Source organism: Mycobacterium sp. 360MFTsu5.1, assembly GCF_000383495.1.
In the GTDB taxonomy this organism is placed as follows: Bacteria; Actinomycetota; Actinomycetes; order Mycobacteriales; family Mycobacteriaceae; genus Mycobacterium; species Mycobacterium mucogenicum_B.
The window spans coordinates 476075-490543 of the sequence record NZ_KB911463.1 but is presented as its reverse complement, the minus strand read 5'-3'; the positions used below and the strand labels follow the sequence as shown (position 1 = coordinate 490543).

Genomic DNA, 14469 nt, shown 5'->3' with positions numbered 1-14469 from the left:
CGGTGGCAGGGTCGGAGGCGTGACCGATCTGACCTTTTCTGATTCCGTCGTCGTCGACGCCGATCCCGAGACGCTCTACGCCCTGGTCTCCGACGTGACCAACATGGGTAAGTGGAGCCCGCAGTGCAAAGAGTGCTGGTGGGAGGACGAGGACGGCGGCCCGGTGGCCGGCGCCTGGTTCAAGGGCCGCAACGAAACCGCCGATCGGACCTGGGAGACCCGCAGCCAGGTGGTCGTCGCCGAGCCCGGCCGCGAGTTCTTCTGGGAGGTCAACGGCGGCTGGGTGCGCTGGGGCTTCACGCTCGATCCCGTCGACGGCGGCAGCACCCGACTGACGCAGTCGTGGGAGTTCCTGCCGGCCGGTATCGAGGGCTTCCACGGGCGTTGGGGCGACGACGCCGAGGCGCAGATCGCGCTCCGCACGAAGTACGCGAAGGAAGGCATCCCGGTGACACTGGCCGCGATCAAGAAGAGCGCCGAGGCCTAGGTTCTTTCGCGGCCGCTGCCGCACGCCGCTGCCGCCGCCGCGAGCGTGCGCACAGACTGCGCAAGTCGCCGGTGCGGCGCGCTGGCTGCACGTTCGCCGCGTCCGCTGGCTCTCTCCCTTGGCAACTTCGATCTGGAGCCGTCAACTTGCCTTGACGGTCAATGAAAGTTGACGGCCCGGGATCGAACATGTCGGGGAGGGCTGGCCCGGCTTACCCCTGATACGGCGACGCATATTGCGGAAAATACGGTGGCGCAACCCGCTCCGCCTGTATCCACGCGGTGGTTGACGGCAGCAGCACCAGAACCATCGTGGCGATCGGGAATGCCAGGCCGACAAAGGCGCTGACGGCACTTTCGGGTGAGGTCCAGTCGCCCGACGTCACGGCGGTGGTGAAGACGAAGGTCATCAGGTTGCTCACGATGGCCACCGCACATCCACTGACCACGAGCCACCGGCCGAGCATCTTGCGGCGAAAGAGCAGCACCGCGCCGGCGATGAGCAATGCGCTAAGCACCATGCCGAGCACGAGCCCGATGATCACCGTGGCGACCATTCCGATGGCAAGGAAGCCGAAGATGCTGTCGAGGAGTTCGAGATCGGAACGGTCGAAGTTGCTGCCGATCGACGCGATGACGATCAGAAAGAACAGCGAGACGGCGGTGACGCCGAGGCTGAGCAATCCGCCCAGCGCCGCCAGCACGCCGGCGGTGATCGCCGTGCCGCCGCTCGGCTGGGCCGGTGTCGTCGGCGGGGCGGGGTAGGCGCCTGGCTGCGGGTACTGCGGGTACGTCATGTTTTCCCTCTCGCGCCGGGTTGGTCCACTCAGCCCTGGTACGGCGGGTACTGCGGAAAATACTGCGGCGCAACGGGATTTTGCTTGGCCCGAATCCATGCCACTGTCGATGGTCGCAGGGCCAACACGATCGTCAGGATCGGGAAGAGCAGGCCCAGGAAACCAAGTCGGGGGCCACCCTCGTACTCCGAGATGGCGTTATGCAACCCGTAGCTGATCACGGTCCCGCCGATGACCAGTACGCATCCGGCGGTGATGAGCCAGCGACTGGGCATCTTCCGCATGAACAACATCGCCGCGCCCACGATGAGCAACATGGCGGCGACCAAGCCCGACCCGATGAAGATGATTGCGAGTGCGTACGTCCCGCCGGGGAAGGAAGCGGCGGACTCACTTCTGATCCGGGCGATCGCGGAGAAACCGGCTAGCGCCATGCCGCCGTTCGCAAGGCCGCCCAGGATCGACAGGACTGCCGCACCGATCGCTGTGCCACCATTCGGTGAAGCCGGTGGCATCGGCGGGTACCCGCCCGGATAACCAACCGGCGGCGGGTATCCCTGCTGGTAGACGGGCTGGGGCGGATAACCCTGACCCTGTGGATAACCCGGTTGCTGCGGGTACCCGGGTTGCCCGGGAAAACCCTGACCCTGTGGATAACCCGGCTGCTGCGGGTACCCGGGTTGCCCGGGAAAACCCTGGCCATAGGGCCCCTGCGGATACGTCATGCGTCCCCCTCGCTCAGCCCTGAGGCGGCGGATAGTACGGATACGGCTGTGGCGCAAAGAGATTCCGCTTGGCGCGTATCCATCGGCCGGTCGAGGGCAGGAAAGTCAACACCACGGTCGTCACTGAGAAGATCACGATCGGGAGGGTGATCACCGCCCCTACGGCGCTATCCCCGTCCGCATTTGCGCCCAGGAAGGCTCCCAGTCCGAACGCGAAGATGGGCACACATCCAATGCCGATGAGCCAGCGACTGGCCGGCTTGCGCGACAGCAGCATGAAGCCCCCGGCCAGGATGAGCAGACCGCCGACGACCGAGATCCCAAGGAACAGGTGGCCGACGTGTGCCGGAGATCGCGTGGCGAAGGGGCCCGGTTCTTTCGTGAGGGACTCCACCAAGGCCATGGCGCCGAGGCAGCCATGCAGCAGTCCGCCCATGATCGCCAGCACGCCCGCGATGACTCCACCGATCCCGCCAGTCGACGCGGGCGGCAGGGGTGCGGGCGAAAAACCGCCCGGATACGCACCCGGATACCCACCTGTCTGCGGGTATCCCTGCTGGTAGGCGGGCTGGGGCGGATAACCCGGTGGATAACCCGGCTGCTGCGGGTAGCCGGGCTGCCCCGGATACCCCTGGCCGTACGGCCCCTGCGGATACGTCATGCGTCCCCCTCGCCGACAATGATCGTCCACCCAGCCTAGCGATCTTGACGCCTCCGTCAGGACGCCTCTTCTGGGTGCCGATTTCGCAGCTCAGGGGCTCTTCGGGTAACCTAACCCGGTTGCCGACGCAGGCGACCCTCCTGCCACGGAACACGCCGTGGCCGATACGACCATAGGAGGTGATGGGTTCCACATGCGTCCATACGAAATCATGGTCATTCTCGACCCCACACTTGACGAGCGCACCGTAGCTCCGTCGCTGGAGACGTTCCTGAACGTCGTCCGCAAAGACGGCGGCAGCGTCGAAAAGGTGGACATCTGGGGCCGTCGCCGGCTGGCTTACGAGATCGCCAAGCACGGTGAAGGCATCTACGCGGTTGTCGACCTGAAGGCCGAACCGGCCACGGTCAACGAGCTCGACCGTCAGCTGAACCTGAACGAGTCGGTGTTGCGTACCAAGGTCCTGCGGACCGACAAGCACTAGAAGCACCGAAGCTCTGCGGATTTGTCGCGGGCCTTGCGTAGGCTCGCGCCTAATTCACCCAATCCGTCCCAGGAGGATCTCGTGGCTGGTGACACCACCATCACCGTTATCGGAAACCTGACCGCTGACCCGGAGCTGCGTTTCACGCCGTCCGGTGCTGCTGTTGCGAACTTCACCGTGGCCTCGACGCCGCGGATGTTCGACCGGCAGAGCAATGAGTGGAAGGACGGGGAGGCGCTGTTCCTCCGCTGCAACATCTGGCGCGAGGCGGCCGAGAACGTCGCCGAGAGCCTGACCCGGGGGTCGCGTGTCATCGTGACCGGCCGGCTGAAGCAGCGCTCGTTCGAGACCCGCGAGGGTGAGAAGCGCACCGTGATGGAGGTCGAGGTCGACGAGATCGGCCCGTCCCTGCGGTACGCGACGGCGAAGGTGAACAAGGCCAACCGCAGTGGCGGCGGCGGTGGCGGCTTCGGCGGCGGCGGGGGTTCCCGTCAGTCCGCTGGTGGCGGCGCTCCGGCCGACGACCCGTGGGGCAGCGCCCCGGCATCGGGTTCGTTCGGCGGCGCCGACGACGAGCCGCCCTTCTGATCCACGTAATTGGCTGGGCAACCAGCTAGACCCAGAAAGAGAAAGACATGGCCAAGGCCACCAAGCGGCGTCCGGCGCCGGAAAAGCCGGTCAAGACCCGCAAGTGCGTGTTCTGCTCCAAGAAGGCGCAGACCATCGATTACAAGGACACCGGACTGCTCCGGACCTACATCAGCGAGCGCGGCAAGATCCGTGCCCGTCGCGTCACCGGTAACTGCGTGCAGCACCAGCGCGACATCGCCATCGCCGTGAAGAACGCCCGCGAGGTTGCGTTGCTCCCGTTCAGCTCGTCGACTCGATAGGGAGGACTGAGAAACATGAAGCTCATTCTGACCACTGAGGTCGACCACCTGGGTTCGGCCGGCGACACCGTTGAGGTTCGCGACGGCTACGGCCGTAACTACCTGCTGCCCCGCGGCCTGGCCATCGTGGCCACCCGTGGTGCCGAGCGTCAGGCCAACGAGATCCGTCGCGCGCGCGACGCCAAGACGGTTCGCGACCTGGACCACGCCAACGAGCTGAAGCAGGCGATCGAGGCCCTCGGCCCCGTGTCGCTGGCTGTCAAGGCCGGTGCCGACAGCGGCAAGCTGTTCGGTTCCGTGACCGCGGGCGACGTCGTCGCCGCGATCAAGAAGGCCGGTGGCCCGAACCTCGACAAGCGCACCGTCGAGCTGCCCAAGACGCACATCAAGTCGGTCGGCACCCACAAGATCGCGGTGCGTCTGCACCCGTCGGTCAACGTGCCGGTGTCGCTGGCTGTCATCGCCGGATAGGCACGCGATAGCTCAAACAGCAGAACGCCCGGGTGGAGTCAATCTTTGACTTCGCCCGGGCGTTTTCTGTTGACAGCGGGCGAATATTTTCAGCCAATCTGCAAACAGTGATCTACGCCGGCTGTTAACCTACGCGGCCCTATTCCGCCACGCGTACGCAACACAACACGCCCGAGATGGCTACCCGGCACGACACGCCGCACCAATTCTCATACACAGGCTCACAGGCGATATATAGGCCCTTGACCTGCAAGGTTGGGAATTTACCCGGGAGTATTCCACAAGTTCTCCCCAACCCGTCAACATCGTTGTCCACGTCTTTCCACATTTCATCCCCAGGGTTATCAACAGGGGTGGTTTCGGGAGGCTCCAGCAACGCCTAACGTGATGCGTCGCGCGTCAGGTGCACGGGCTCGCGGGCCCGGTCTGTCGGCGGGGTGAAGTACGGTCACAAGTAGCTCGTTCGAACATACGTTTCATATCGATTTCGGGGAGGAGGAGCGCTTCGTGGCTGTCGCTGACGACCTGGGTCGTTCCGACATGGAGGAGCCGCCCAGCGAGGATTTCGGCCGTCAACCGCCGCAGGACATGGCTGCCGAGCAGTCCGTCCTGGGTGGCATGTTGCTGTCCAAGGACGCGGTCGCCGACGTCCTGGAGCGCCTGCGGCCCGGCGACTTCTACCGCCCTGCGCACCAGAACATCTACGACGCGATCCTCGACCTGTACGGCCGCGGGGAGCCCGCTGACGCCGTCACGGTCGCCGCGGAGCTCGATCGCCGCGGGCTGCTCAAGCGCATCGGTGGCGCGCCGTACCTGCACACCCTGATCTCCACCGTGCCCACCGCCGCCAACGCCGGCTTCTACGCCGGCATCGTGGCGGAGAAGGCCACGCTGCGCCGCCTCGTCGAGGCCGGCACGCGCGTCGTGCAGTACGGCTACGCGGGCACTGAAGGCGCTGATGTGGCCGATCTGGTGGACCGTGCGCAGGCCGAGATCTACGACGTCACGCAGACCCGTAGCAGCGAGGACTTCACGGTCCTGGAGGAGCTGCTGCAGCCCACCATGGACGAGATCGACGCCATCGCGTCTCAGGGCGGTATCTCGCGCGGCATCCCGACCGGCTTCACCGAGCTCGACGAGATCACCAACGGTCTGCATCCGGGCCAGATGATCATCGTGGCCGCGCGCCCCGGTGTCGGTAAGGCGCTGGCGCTCGACACGCCGCTGCCCACGCCCGGCGGCTGGACCACCATGGGTGACGTCTCGGTGGGCGACGAGCTGATCGACGCCAACGGCCGGCCCACCCGCGTGGTCGCCGCGACTCCAGTCATGGAGGAGCGGCCCTGCTACGAGATCGACCTGTCCGACGGCACCACCATCGTGGCCGACGCGTCGCACCAGTGGCCGACCGGCCGCGGCATCGTCACCACCGCGACTCTGCGGCCCGGCGCTGACCGCCTCGAGCCGGCGCTGACCGCCGGTGGGCTGGCGGTGCTCACCCGGCCCGTGACGATCACCGATGTGCGCCGGGTGGATTCAGTGCCGGTGCGCTGCGTCGAGGTCGACAATCCCGCCCACCTCTACCTGGCCGGGCGGTCGATGGTGCCCACGCACAACTCGACGATCGGTCTGGACTTCATGCGGTCCTGCTCGATCAAGCACCAGCAGGCCAGCGTCATCTTCTCGCTGGAAATGAGCAAGACCGAGATCGTCATGCGACTGCTCTCGGCCGAAGCCAAGATCAAGCTCGGTGACATGCGCTCGGGCCGTATGAGCGACGACGACTGGACCAAGCTGGCCCGCCGGATGAGCGAGATCTCCGAGGCGCCGCTGTACATCGACGACTCACCGAACCTGACCATGATGGAGATCCGGGCCAAGGCCCGTCGTCTGCACCAGAAGGCCAACCTGCGACTGATCGTCGTGGACTACATGCAGCTGATGACCTCGGGTAAGAAGTTCGAGTCCCGGCAGCAGGAAGTCTCGGAGTTCTCGCGGTCGCTGAAGCTGATGGCCAAGGAACTCGAGGTTCCCGTGGTTGCCATCAGCCAGCTGAACCGTGGTCCCGAACAGCGCACCGACAAGCGCCCGCAGGTGTCGGACCTGCGTGAGTCGGGATCGCTGGAGCAGGACGCCGACATGGTCATGCTGCTGCACCGCCCGGACTCCATCGACCGCGACGACCCGCGTGGTGGTGAAGCCGACATCATCCTGGGCAAGCACCGTAACGGTCCGACCGCGAATATCACTGTGGCACACCAGCTGCACTTCTCGCGGTTTACGAATATGGCGCGGTAGTTTCAGCGGCTGGTGTCGCGATGCAGGGCAGATTGAGAAATACGCATTGCTTGTTAAACAAAGATGCGAGCCAACTGCAGTTGGCTGTTGACCTTATTTTCAACGGATTTGGCGCGCTACTCGTATCGATGTGCACCGATTGATGTGCAGTCAGGTTTTGCCGCCAGATCTGGCTTTGCGCGACCATGAGAAGTCACTAGATGGTCTCGCGTCGTTCGGCCGAATCCATACTGTGCCATTCCTGGTGCTGGACTACTCGGCGGTCGCGTCGACGCTCGGACTGGTGACAGAACTCGTGCGGCGATTGGCGCCCGCGGCGGTGGTCGCGCTCTGGTCGGCCTATAAAACCTTTCACGACCGCCGCGCTGTGGACGAGGTGATCGCCCGCTCACACGCCGACCATGGGGTCGATATCCAGCCGATCATGATGCCGTGGTTGCCTGCGAGGTCAGATAGACCTTTCGCAGGGGTTCGGAGACTGTCCAGACAGTTTCCGTGCCGGCTTTCAGTCGGGCGACGTCGCCGGCTGCGAGATGCAATGGTTTGCTGCTGTCGTCGAATTCTACGACAGCACTTCCAGATAGGACGATGAAGATCTCTTCGGATTCGATGTCGCACATACTGCCGGCGGTCATCTCCCATACCCCAACCTCGACACCGCCGATGCTGCCCAGCACGGTGGATCTGGTCTGGGGGCGCCCGCTGACGGTCTGATCTTCGGAGACGTCGGACGGTTCGAGATGCAGCGTCCCGGCTGCTATGGCGGTGTTGGGCACCAACTGGGTCATCACATGGTTTCCTGGTCTATCGCGCGGTGTCGTCTGCCAGCATGCGCAATCGTTCTTGTGCGGTGGTCGCTCCCCAAATACCGAAGGGTTCGGGTGCTGTCAGCGCGTACTGGCGGCACGTGGGCATCACGGGGCATTGCGCACAGATCTGTTTGGCCTGCTGCTCGCGTCGAGTGAGACGTTGGCCTCTCTCGTCGTCGGGAAAGAACAGCGCGGTCGGGTGATCGCGGCAGTTGGCATCCAGCTGCCAGCTCATGTCCATCTTCGATTTCGCGGGCAGATTGCGTGGCCGTAGCCAGCCGGGCACCGTCAGTCGACTTGTCATGACGCCATCAACGGAACAAACCGGCCGCGTTGCTGAAGGAGACGGTCGGCAGCTCGAGGTGCGCACCTGCGATGCCGCCGATGGCGATGCTGTGCTCGCTGATGACTCGCCTAGTTGCGAACCACGGGCACTCGTCAGTGCCTGGGTGAACTGCGTAATACGGAAAATCGCTGGACTGGATCTGCAACTGAAGGCTGTGCCCCTCGGCGAGCCGATATGCGTTGTCGTCCAATGCCAATCGGACTGTGCCGCCGATCGCCTTGGTCAGAACGACGCGGCCCCAGGAGATCGGGCGGGTGGTTCCGTCGGGATGGACATCTTGGAGCTTCGCGAAGAGATGAGTCGATGGTGATGAGAACTCGACGCTCACCGTCAGAACTGGGCGGCCGGCGAAGTCAACCGGCTCGGCAAGAGGCTCGCTTCGAAACGTCAGCACATCTCGCCGTTCCGCGATCTCGCGTTCGTCGGGGTATGCGGCGAGCAGATACCACACTTCTTCGATCTCGGTCGTCGACGGCACCGGGTGGTCTGGATCATGCTTCCACGTCGCACGGGCCGATGTGGTTGGCGCTACGCGACTCAGCGCCCCGATCTGCTCGTCAGTGTGCGCAAGGTAGAACGTCACTGGAGTGCTCGGGGGCGGATATTCTTCCGACGTCTGCCATCCGACGTTGCCGGCATGCCACCGCGCACGAGGACGCGGCTTGCAAGGCACCACCCCATTGAGGTGTTCGTCGAAGAAGTCGGCGACTTCGCCGCACTCAGCCTCGATCTTCTCGGCGAGTGCACGTTCGTCGATGTATGGGTTGAATTCGTCACCTTTGCCGACATTCTCGAGTTTGAAGCCAGCGTGATCTGCAGACCCTACGTGCAGATAGTGAAGGTTGCGATGCCCGGCCAGTGACCGAAAATAGCGCCAGTCCTTCATTCCCGAAGGAGCAAGCCCTGGGTCATACCAGTTCTGCCAGTGCAGGATCGGGATTTGCGTCGTGTGATAAGGGTGTCGGGCGCCATACGGGTTGTACCAGTCCTCAGCTGCGGCACGTTGAGACTTTTCATCCGCTGAGACGCACTCGCCAACCGCATCGCGCGCGGCCTCGAACACCTTCTCGATGCCAGCAGACCAATCGATTTCCGCGAGATACCCTTTGTTGTCGGTCCAGATCTGAAGAAGGTCGTTGAGCGAAATCAACGACGGCACATCGAGATGCCATCGCCCGCCGATGTGTCCGTCACCCATTTCGATGCCGGTCACTTGTGGTACCGCCGCTTTGATCGCCGGATGCCCGCTTGCGACCGCAGCCCAGGCGGTGAACCCATAGTAGGAGCCTCCGGTGACACCGACATTGCCGTTGGACCATGGCTGCTGGGCGATCCACTCGACGGTGTCATAACCATCGGCAACGTCGAACGCGTACGGCACTGTTTGACCTTCTGAGCGGAATTTGCCGCGAACGTCCTGCGCGACGACGGCGTAGCCGCGTGCACAGTAGTAGTCCGCCTCATACTTCAGTGCGGTGTACCGGCTCGATTTGTCGTACGGGGTCCGGACCAATATTGCCGAATGCTTGGTCGCACCTTCGGGCAGGTAAATGTCGGTGGCAAGGGCGATCCCGTCGCGCATTAGGACCATTTCTTCGGTTGCCCCTTTTGCCACCGGGGCGGGGACCAGGGTTTCAATGATCTTGAAAGCCATCGCTTTTCCTTTCAGTTACGCGCCGGGGTGCTGGCTTCGACAAGCTGCTGTTCCTTAGCTGCGGCGGCTTCATCCGCAGCAGCTTTGGCTTCGCGGCCCGCCGAACTCTGCAGCGAGGCACCCGGATTCGTGGCAGTCGCGTAGCCGCCGTTGCAGTTGAGGTTGAACAACAGTTTCGTGACATGTACCTCTGCGTGCACGAAGGGCGCCGGCTGTGAACTGGTGACAATGCAGTCGTTCTGGGCGAGCTTGTCGCCAGTGCGGGTGGCGATGATCACGGTCTGACCCGCATCGCCTGCCGCCGCGGACGCATCCGCGTAGGTCTGATTGGCGTAGTCATCCGCTGCAGCCACCCCGCCTCCGAACATCGACATCGAAACTGCCACAGTCTTGACGGCGCCAATAACGATGACGTTTCTCACCCGCATTCGCCAGCCCATGCGTGGGGAGACGCGTTGTCGCAGATCGACGCAGTCTGCGTTGGGGCGAAGGAGGGCACCATCGATGGCGACGTCACCGTGATACGAGTGTCTCGCGACGCCAGGCCAGAGTTCGCACCGACCGAACTAGGTTGGTACGTAAGGGTTAGCGCGCCCATCATGATCAGGACGCCGCCGCCGAGCGCTGCCGAGAGGTCCTTCGCCCGGGCGCGAAAACGACCGAAGCCAACGTCATCCATCACTTCTCTCCTTCGTCGAATGTCCGCGGTATGCGGCGGTTGTCGTTGCGACAGCACGCTTTCCACATGGCGACGCCTCATCGGCACGGGGAAGGTCAACTAGCAGTAGTCGTGGTGCACTTGCACGTGCCAGGTGGCCCAGTCGCAGGGGTCAGTGATGTACTGCGGTGTGGCCGAAGACCGTGTACGGGTCACCGGAATGAACGTGACAGAAGTATCTGCCCGCCAACTCTCTGAGCTAACCGAACTGGTCTGGTTTGAGAGGGTCAGCGCGCCCATCGTGACCAGGACGCCGATGCCGAGCCCTGCTGAGAGGGTCTTTGCGTCGCAAAGAAGGCGGCCTAACGTTGATTCACTCACCACTGCACTCCTTCATTGCGCGCGCCCGCGACATGCGGAGCTCGCCATTGCACGGACGTCATGGACATGCCATGTGCGCGATCGACCGCCGGTATGCGCTGCTGATGCCAGGCCACGGGCCTTGAAAGGTCATGTAACCGACGTTCTATAACGAGTGTTACTTTAAACCGAATGTGTGACGTCGGCAATAGCTGGGCCGAAAGCCCTTGCGGCCAGTGTCAGCTCAGTGGTGGGTGACCGTCAGGAATCGAAGCCTAGGCCCACCGCGTCGAGCAGCCGCAGAAGAGCGTTTCGTCGACCCTGCCGGTGATCGGCCCGCTCCAGAGACCAGCGGGTTAGGTTGATCCCGATGCTCGCCAGTGGCTCGGGCGGGAACGGCATCGGTCGCTTGGCCGTCATCTGCAGGCGCGTGCGCGCGGTTGTCTGGCCGGAGAGCAGGTCGAGAAGGACTTCTGCGGCGAATCGCGCGGCACCGACTCCGAGGCCCGTGAAACCCGCCGCGTAGACCACTTTTCCCTGTCGCGCGAGGCCGTAGAACGCCGCGAATCGGGTGCACGTGTCGATCGCGCCTGCCCATCGGTGGGTGAATCGAACGTCGTCCAGTTGTGGAAAAGTGGCAAAGAAATGTGCGGCGAGGGTCGTGAACGTCTCAGGCCGTTCCTCGTAGCGCTCGTTGAGGTTCCCGCCCGCGTGATACACGGCGTCGTAGCCGCCGTAGAGGATTCGGTTGTCTTGAGTGAGCCGGCTGTAGTGGAACTGGTTCGCGAGGTCGGTGAGACCTTGCCGGCCGGCCCAGCGGATCGAATCCATGTGCTGGTTGCTGAGGGGTTCGGTCATCAGAACGTAGTCGTACACGGGGACCGTCATCAGCCTGTTGCGGCGCAGCAGTGAGCGAAACACGTTGGTAGCCAGCACGACCCGGTCGGATTCGACAGCTGCGCGGTCGGTGTGCACGGTGACTGGGCCCGTAGGCGTCGACCTCAGTTCCGCGACCGCAGAGTTCTCGAAGATCTCCACGCCGAGATCGGTTGCGACGCGGGCGAGCTCAGCTGTGAGGCGTGCCGGGTGCACGAGTGCGCACCTGTCGGGCTCGTACGCGCCGCCGAGGAAAAGCGGACTGTTGATCTCGGCTTGGACCGCGCCCCTGTCGAGTTCATGTGCAGCGCCGCGAAGCCACGCCAATTGGTGCTCCTCGACCGCCACGGTCAGCTGGCCGGTTCGTTCCCATTGGCAGTCGAGGCCCAGATCAACGATGTCCCTTTCGAACCCATCGAGATTCTCACGCCCCATCTGTTGAAGCGTGTCGAACTCGGCGGGCCACCGCGTGCGGCCGTTCTCGTCACCGTGGGTTAGGGATGCGTCGCAGAAGCCGCCGTTTCGGCCTGACGCGGCCCAGCCGACCGTTTGCGCCTCGAGGAGGACGACCCGCAGGCCCGGGTTGCGGCGCTTAGCGTGAACGGCGGTCCACAGGCCCAGATAGCCGCCGCCCACGATGGTGAGGTCGGCCTTGGTCCCGGCGGTCAATTGAGGGTAGGGAGACGCATCGGCATCTTCGAGCCAGAACACCGATCGTCGTGTGTCCTTGAGCGAGCGTTGTACGAGTCGCGGATCGGGTGCGTGGCGTTCGTACGCCGTTTGATGGGGCATCACAGTTCGCGCGATTCACGGCGGGCGCGTTCGACGGTGCCGCGCGGTAGCGCGAACGTCCACCAATCAGCGATCATCGCGGCGCTGTCGTCGCCTTCGGCGGTGAACACACATCGGCGAAGTATCTTGTAACCCTTGTCTTTTGGTTCCACGACGAGCGTTTCGAAGGTCGAGAGGACTTTCTGCCCGAAGTGGACCGGTCGGATGAATCGGACTCGGTCAAGTCCGTAATTCAGGCCCCACATGATGTCGGCGTCGGTGGGCGATGCCAGTCGCGCCGCCGCGTCAACCATGCTGAGCAGCAGGAAACCCTCGACGAGCGTTGACGGGAATTCAGGCAACTCCGCGGGGTAGGCCTTGTCGAGCCAGGTGGCCTTCTCGAAGGCTCGATGCTCGTCCTCGCCCAAGACGAAGGGGGCACCTTCGATGATGTGGCCGACCGTGGCGGGAAGGTCGTCAAAACTGTTCTCGCTCATCATGTTTTCTCCCAGTCCTAAACCCGGTCAGGGCCATCGCGATTAAATATGACGGCCGTTACACAACAGGCATGATACATAATTGGAACTACTGTGCGACGCAGAGATATGTGTTACGTTACACAACGAGTGTCATACATCCTCAAGACCAGTACGCATTGGGAGAACGCAGTGACTGACGAGCATCTCTACTGGCAGAGCGCCGCCGAGCTGGGAGCGCTGTATCGCAGCGGCGAGGTGTCCCCGGTCGAAGTGGTCGACGCCGTCTTGGACCGGATGGGGCACGTCGACCCGATCCTCAACATCATGGTCACCACCACGGCGGCGCAGGCGCGCATCGACGCCGAGGAAGCCGAGAAGCGGTTCAAGGCCGGCGACGAGCTTCCCCCGCTATACGGCGTGCCTATGACGGTCAAGGATCTCGCCGAGACGGCGGGTGTGCGCACAACCTATGGCTGCACCGCGCACGCCGACAATGTCCCGGACTTCGACGCCGTCGGATGGGCCCGGTTGAAAGAGCAGGGCGTCATTCTTCTCGGGAAGACCACCACGCCGGAATTCGGTCTCCTCGGAGTGACCGAGAGCAAGCTGACCGGATCCACCAGCACGCCGTGGCGCCCGGGCTACAACGCCGGCGGTTCAAGCGGGGGCGCGGCCGCGGCCGTCGTCGCCGGCGTCGGGCCGATCGCCTGGGGTTCTGATGGCGGAGGTTCGATCCGGGTGCCGGCGTCGCTATGCGGGGCCGTGGGCATCAAGCCGTCAGTGGGGCGCATACCCACGCTCGACAGCGTCGACGGCGACGGAACCGATGGGCCGATCGCCCGTACAGTGCTGGACGCCGCGATGGTGTTCGACGCTACCGTTGGCCACCATCCGGGCGACCGATTCTCGGTACCGCGCGAATCCACGAACTACATCGAGGCGGCTCTGACCCCTGGCGATCTATCCGGAGTCCGGATCGCTGCGTGTTATGACCTGGGCCAAAAGGTACTTGATGCTGAGGTGCGCCGACTATTCACCGAGGCACTCGATGACCTGCGCGCCGCGGGTGCGATGGTCCACGAAACGACAATCGACCTGCCTGACACCACCACCTTCTTCGACCGTATCAATGGTTACGAATACCAGGTCTACGTCGAAGAGTTGCTGACCCAAGGGGTTGAACTCTGGCCCGCCATCGTTGAGATGGCCACGCGCGCCAACGGTGTGACCGGCCGCGAAGTCAGCGACGCGTTCCGGCAGGGAAAGACCGCGATATACAACGCATTCCGTGCGGCGATGAACGGTGCTGACGTATTGGTCTCGCCCACGACCGCAGTTCCGGCATTTCCGCATGGTGGCGACAGGGGTCCAACGCGCCTCTTTGAGGGTCACGGTGAGGAGCATCTGGGAATGCTGATCCACCTCATGACCGAACCACCGAGTCATGCCGGGTTGCCAGCGATCAGTGTGCCCGGCGGATTCACGTCAGAGGGTCTGCCGATCGGGCTGCAGTTCATCGGTCGCCTGTGGGCGGACGCCGAGGTGATCTCGGTTGCGGCGCGGTATCAGCGCGCCACCGGGTGGCACACCCGGCACCCGGACCTCTGATGACGGCTGATTATGCGCTGTCCAACCGGGGCTCCGACCAACGTTGCGCGTTATATACGACCTGTTATATCTTATCCGTTACATCACGATGTTGGC

16 protein-coding genes are annotated in these 14469 nt (G+C 63.7%); 7 read left to right on the top strand and 9 right to left on the bottom strand.

Translation table 11 applies throughout. The annotated features are described in order from the left end of the window. Positions 1–19 precede the first annotated feature (19 nt). The gene (locus H289_RS0105945) at positions 20–487 is read left to right on the top strand and encodes an SRPBCC family protein (RefSeq protein ID WP_020099847.1); all 468 of its coding nucleotides are present in this window, start codon (positions 20–22) and stop codon (positions 485–487) included. Positions 488–698: 211 nt separating this feature from the next. Here H289_RS0105945 and H289_RS29880 read toward each other — a convergent pair whose 3' ends face one another. Genes H289_RS29880 through H289_RS33320 form a run of 3 tightly spaced genes read right to left on the bottom strand, consistent with a single transcriptional unit; the run spans position 699 to position 2669 of the window. Then, entirely contained in the window at positions 699–1283 is a 585-nt protein-coding gene (locus H289_RS29880; RefSeq protein ID WP_020099846.1) for a hypothetical protein, read from the bottom strand. Positions 1284–1312: 29 nt separating this feature from the next. Then, positions 1313–2008 carry a hypothetical protein gene (locus H289_RS33325; protein WP_196809990.1) on the bottom strand — a complete coding sequence of 232 codons (696 nt, stop codon included), beginning with the start codon at positions 2006–2008 and terminating at the stop codon, positions 1313–1315. Between the two features lie 13 nt (positions 2009–2021). Further along, the gene (locus H289_RS33320; RefSeq protein ID WP_020099844.1) at positions 2022–2669 is read right to left on the bottom strand and encodes a hypothetical protein; all 648 of its coding nucleotides are present in this window, start codon (positions 2667–2669) and stop codon (positions 2022–2024) included. A 193-nt stretch (positions 2670–2862) separates the two neighbouring features. Here H289_RS33320 and rpsF point away from each other — a divergent pair, with 193 nt between their 5' ends. The 5 genes from rpsF to dnaB all read left to right on the top strand — a co-directional run bounded on the left by rpsF (position 2863) and on the right by dnaB (position 6812). Beyond that, entirely contained in the window at positions 2863–3153 is a 291-nt protein-coding gene (gene rpsF / locus H289_RS0105925; protein ID WP_020099843.1) for a 30S ribosomal protein S6, read from the top strand. Positions 3154–3234: 81 nt separating this feature from the next. Continuing rightward, on the top strand, positions 3235–3741 hold the full coding sequence (locus H289_RS0105920) for a single-stranded DNA-binding protein (RefSeq protein ID WP_020099842.1): 507 nt from the start codon (positions 3235–3237) through the stop codon (positions 3739–3741). A 47-nt stretch (positions 3742–3788) separates the two neighbouring features. Next, the gene (rpsR, locus tag H289_RS0105915; RefSeq protein ID WP_020099841.1) at positions 3789–4043 is read left to right on the top strand and encodes a 30S ribosomal protein S18; all 255 of its coding nucleotides are present in this window, start codon (positions 3789–3791) and stop codon (positions 4041–4043) included. Between the two features lie 15 nt (positions 4044–4058). After that, entirely contained in the window at positions 4059–4514 is a 456-nt protein-coding gene (gene rplI / locus H289_RS0105910) for a 50S ribosomal protein L9 (RefSeq protein ID WP_020099840.1), read from the top strand. A gap of 507 nt (positions 4515–5021) precedes the next feature. Beyond that, positions 5022–6812: a replicative DNA helicase gene (gene dnaB, locus H289_RS0105905; RefSeq protein WP_020099839.1), complete on the top strand. Its 1791-nt coding sequence runs from the start codon at positions 5022–5024 to the stop codon at positions 6810–6812. A 422-nt stretch (positions 6813–7234) separates the two neighbouring features. On the opposite strand, the gene H289_RS0105900 is transcribed toward dnaB, so the two are convergent. The 6 genes from H289_RS0105900 to H289_RS31730 all read right to left on the bottom strand — a co-directional run bounded on the left by H289_RS0105900 (position 7235) and on the right by H289_RS31730 (position 12786). Next, positions 7235–7600: a cupin domain-containing protein gene (locus tag H289_RS0105900; protein WP_020099838.1), complete on the bottom strand. Its 366-nt coding sequence runs from the start codon at positions 7598–7600 to the stop codon at positions 7235–7237. 16 nt (positions 7601–7616) lie between these two features. Further along, positions 7617–7925: a WhiB family transcriptional regulator gene (locus H289_RS0105895; RefSeq protein ID WP_231387961.1), complete on the bottom strand. Its 309-nt coding sequence runs from the start codon at positions 7923–7925 to the stop codon at positions 7617–7619. A gap of 7 nt (positions 7926–7932) precedes the next feature. After that, positions 7933–9621: a CocE/NonD family hydrolase gene (locus H289_RS29870; protein ID WP_081633313.1), complete on the bottom strand. Its 1689-nt coding sequence runs from the start codon at positions 9619–9621 to the stop codon at positions 7933–7935. Between the two features lie 11 nt (positions 9622–9632). Then, complete coding sequence (locus H289_RS0105885; RefSeq protein ID WP_029104833.1) at positions 9633–10049, bottom strand: hypothetical protein; 417 nt, start codon at positions 10047–10049, stop codon at positions 9633–9635. 851 nt (positions 10050–10900) lie between these two features. Then, positions 10901–12307 (bottom strand): NAD(P)/FAD-dependent oxidoreductase, encoded by a 1407-nt coding sequence (locus H289_RS0105875; RefSeq protein ID WP_020099833.1) that lies wholly within the window; start codon positions 12305–12307, stop codon positions 10901–10903. Continuing rightward, positions 12307–12786 (bottom strand): hotdog family protein, encoded by a 480-nt coding sequence (locus H289_RS31730; protein ID WP_020099832.1) that lies wholly within the window; start codon positions 12784–12786, stop codon positions 12307–12309. The genes H289_RS0105875 and H289_RS31730 overlap by 1 nt, the downstream gene beginning before the upstream one ends. 168 nt (positions 12787–12954) lie before the next feature. Between H289_RS31730 and H289_RS0105865 the strand changes: the two genes are divergently transcribed. After that, on the top strand, positions 12955–14373 hold the full coding sequence (locus tag H289_RS0105865; protein ID WP_029104832.1) for an amidase: 1419 nt from the start codon (positions 12955–12957) through the stop codon (positions 14371–14373). Positions 14374–14469: the final 96 nt, after the last annotated feature.